This window comes from Saccharothrix sp. ST-888, assembly GCF_000955975.1.
Lineage (GTDB): Bacteria > Actinomycetota > Actinomycetes > Streptomycetales > Streptomycetaceae > Kitasatospora.
Window position 1 is genome coordinate 1 of record NZ_JYJF01000221.1, and the last position, 3,560, is coordinate 3,560.

The following is a 3,560-nucleotide window of genomic DNA, read 5'->3' on the forward strand; positions in this document are numbered from 1 at the left end:
TGCCGGGGTTGGTCAGGGTGGCGACTTCGCAGGTGTGGTGGTCCGGCAGGTGGCGGAGGATCAGTTGGAGTTGGCGTTCGGCGCCGCCTGAGGCCAGTCCGGTGATGATGTGGAGCACCCTCATGGGGTTGTCCTCCGGCGCCTGAGCAGCGGGCTTTGGCGCAGTCCGGCCAGTGTGTCGCGGAGCTGGTGGCGGCCCTGTTTGGCGAGTAGCCGCAGGGCGCCGTCCCGGTTGCCGACGTAGCTGCGGGGCAGGGCGAACCGGCCGGTGAGTTCGCTGTGCTGGATGGCGCAGGCGTAGTCGTACCCGGCGTCGCGGACGGCCAGGGCGGCCGGCAGGTCGACGGCTCCGTAGGGGTAGCAGAAGCCGGTGACCGGTTCGCCGACCAGGTCCTCCAGGGCGCGGCGGCTCTGGCTGGTCTGTTCGGCGAGGATGTCGGCGGGCAGTCCGGGGAGCGCCCGGTGGCCGAGGCCGTGTGAGCCGATCTCCCAGCCTGCGGCGGCGAGTTCGGTGACCTGGTCGACCGTCAGCAGCTGTTTGCGGGGGCCCATCGTGTCCCAGCCGTTCTCGCTGCCGAGCAGGTCGGGGACCACGTACGCGGTCGCGGTGAACCCGTGCGTGTGCAGTACCGGGACGGCGTGCTGGGCGAAGTCGGCGTAGCCGTCGTCGAAGGTCAGGCCGACCAGGTGGTCCGCCCGGCCGGCCGCCGTGGCCCGCAGCAGTTCGCGGATGCTGACGCCGCGCCGGCCGGTGCGGGACAGCCAGGCCATCTGGGCGGCGAACCGCTCGGGGCTGACGGTGAGCAGGTAGGGGTCCTCCTCCTCGTCGGCCACCGAGTGGTACATCAGGATCCAGGGCGCGGCCCTGGATCCTTTGGCCTGCGCCGGGAGGCGCGGTTGCCGGGTGTCAGCGTCCATGGGGCAGCTTCCCTTCAGCGGCCGGGGGAGGCGGGTAGAGGGCCCGGGCGAGGGCGAGGAGGGGGCCGCGGACTTCGGCCGCCCCGAACGCGGTGCCGAGCACGGCGAAGACGAGGACCACGCAGAGGCCGCCGAGCAGGATGGCGGGCAGGGGGTCTGTGGACAGTGTGCCGGCGGCGGTGCCGGCGGCGGTGGCTGCGGCGGCGGCGGCCAGCAGTCTGGCCTGGCCGCCGAGTACCTTGGGCAGGCGTAGCGCGATGCCGCGCAGCAGTAGCCCGCGCATGAGCAGTGCGGCGGTGGCGGTGATGCCGGCGGCGTTCCCGGCGGCGATGCCCGGGGCGCCGATGTGGGGGGTGGTGGCGAGTGTGACGGCGGTGGTGACCAGGAGTCCGACGGCCATGGCGGCGACGGGGTACCAGTCGAGCAGGGTGGCCCGCCGGCCGGTGGCCGGGTGCTTCCGGCCGCCGGTCGGTGGTTCGGCGCCGCCGGTCGGTGGTTCGGCGCCGCCGGTTGTGGGGTGGCCGGTCGTGGGGTGGCTGGTTGTGGGGTGGCCGGTCGTGGGGTGGCCGGTTGTGGGGTGGCCGGTTGTGGGGTGGCCGGGTCTCGGCCGTCCGGTCCGCAGGGCCGCGGTGTCGCCGTCCTGCGGGTCGTCGGCGCGGCGGACGACCGGGCGGAGTGAGAAGTAGGGGCGGATCATGACGCCGGTCAGTGCCTGGGCGGGCAGGCCGAGGCTGTAGATGCGCATGGCGGCGGCGGTGGCGGCGGTGTCGTGCGGGCCGAAGGCGCCGCGTTCGAAGAGCAGCGAGACCACGGACGGGGCGCAGGCGATCAGGAAGGCGGTGCCGGCCAGGACGAGGGCGGCGGCCTGGCCGAGGTCTTTCTCCACCCGGTCCCTGGCCGCTGTCAGGTCGCCGGCGGCGAGGGCGCGGGCGACCAGCGGGAAGGTCACGGTGCAGATCAGGATGGCCGCGGTCATGGCGAGTTGGGAGACCTTGGCGGCGTAGTTGAGGTGCGAGATGGTGCCGGCCGGCAGGTCGGAGCCGAGGAAGCGCTCGATGAAGACCTGGGCCTGGCGGGTGAGTGTGAAGGTGGCGACCGGCAGCAGGGCGAGCGGCATCAGCACCAGCCCGGCCCCGCCCCGGCGCGGTTCCGGCCGGCGCCCTTGGCGCAGCCGGCGGCAGAACGGGGCGATCAGCACCCCGGCCATCAGCAGGCTGCCGAGGGCGACCCCGACGGCGGCCGAGCGGATGCCGAGCATCGCGTGGCAGGTGGACAGGACCGTGAGGATGCCCAGGTTGTAGGCGACGTAGATGGCGGCCGGGGCGGTGAAGCCGTGGTGGGCGCGCAGGGCCGAGCCCAGGTAGCCGGTGATGCCGAAGGGCAGCACGGTGAAGGCGGTGATCCGGGTGCAGGTGATGGCGAGGGCCGGGTCCGCGAGGCCGGGGGCGAGCAGGTCGACCAGCTGGGGGGCGGCGAGCGCGACGGCGGCGGCGAGGGTGCAGAGTGCGGGCAGCAGCCAGGGCAGGGTGGCGCGGACCAGTTGGCGGACCGGGTCGGCCTGGTCGGGGCGCTCTTCCCGCAGGACCAGGGCGAGGCTGAAGGCGGGCACCATCAGGAAGGCCATGGCGTCCTCGATCAGCAGCGGTGCGGCCGTCTCGGGGACCGTCCAGGCGACCAGGAAGGCGTCGGTGCCCTGGTTGGCCCCGAAGTAGCGGGCCAGCAGCAGGTCGCGGAGCAGGCCGAGGGCCGAACCTGCGGCGCTGAGCAGGGCGGTCACCCCGAAGGCCCGGGCCAGGAAGCCGGTCCGGGCGGATGTCTGCGGTGCGGTGGCCGGCCCGTTCCCGCCCGGGCGGGCGGCCGGGAGCGCGGCCGTCGGTGAGGCCGTCGGCGGGGCCGTCGGTGGGGCCGCCAGCGCGCCCGGCTGTTCCGTCGTCATGCGCGCGCTCCCAGCGGGTCGCAGACGAGCCCGAAGGGGGGAACCGGGCCGGCGGGGGGAACGGGGCCGGGGAGGGCGGTACGGGCGGCGAGGCCGAGCACCACCGAGGTGAGCACGGTGGTGGTCCCGCCGATGTCGCCGTACAGGAAGTCGACCAGTACCCAGGCGAGCAGGGCGAGCGCGGCCAGGCCGGGACCGGCGGCCCGGCGGAGGCAGCCGGCCAGCAGGACGAGGAAGAGTCCGGTGTAGGCGACCATGCCGATCAGGCCCTGCTCGCTGAGGACCAGCAGGTACATGTTGTGCGGGGAGAGCAGCGGTTCGCGCTGGAAGCCGATGGTGGAGTCGGCGGCGTCGCTGCCGGAGGAGAGTCTGAGCGGGGCGCGGCTGTCGCGCAGTTGCTGGAACGCCTTGGGTCCGGCTCCGGTGACCGGGTGGTCCTGCCAGATCCGGCCGGCGGTGGCCCAGAGGTCGTAGCGGTCGCTGACCGACTGGTCGGGGGCGGCGGAGACCGAGCCGATGCTGGAGAGCCGTTCGGTGACGCCGTCGGAGCCGATACCGACCCCGCAGACCAGGACGACGGCCGCGGCCAGCCCCGACAGGGCGCTGCGGACCGCAAGTCGGGCGTCGGCCCGCAACACCAGCACGGTGACGGCGACCGCGCACGCGATCCAGCTACCCCGGCTGAAGGAGACCGCCAGCGGGAAGG

General features: G+C 74.4%; 3 protein-coding genes. All 3 read right to left on the reverse strand.

Annotated elements, in window-relative coordinates; all coding sequences use genetic code 11:
- Positions 1-120: 120 nt before the first annotated feature.
- Positions 121-918, reverse strand: a complete 798-nt coding sequence (locus UK12_RS32100; RefSeq protein WP_045306739.1) for a polysaccharide deacetylase family protein — start codon at positions 916-918, stop codon at positions 121-123.
- Positions 908-2,854, reverse strand: coding sequence for a lipid II flippase MurJ (locus tag UK12_RS37080; RefSeq protein WP_052682399.1), 1,947 nt, complete (start codon positions 2,852-2,854; stop codon positions 908-910). The genes UK12_RS32100 and UK12_RS37080 overlap by 11 nt, the downstream gene beginning before the upstream one ends.
- Positions 2,851-3,560 (reverse strand): O-antigen ligase family protein (locus tag UK12_RS32110; protein ID WP_045306740.1); only part of this gene is annotated, 710 nt, incomplete at its 5' end. The genes UK12_RS32110 and UK12_RS37080, both read right to left, overlap by 4 nt.

Bases quoted from the DNA above. Each gene is read 5' to 3' on its own strand.
- UK12_RS32100 (WP_045306739.1), bottom strand. From the start codon at position 918: ATGGACGCTGACACCCGGCAACCGCGCCTCCCGGCGCAGGCCAAAGGA.
- UK12_RS37080 (WP_052682399.1), bottom strand. From the start codon at position 2,854: ATGACGACGGAACAGCCGGGCGCGCTGGCGGCCCCACCGACGGCCCCG.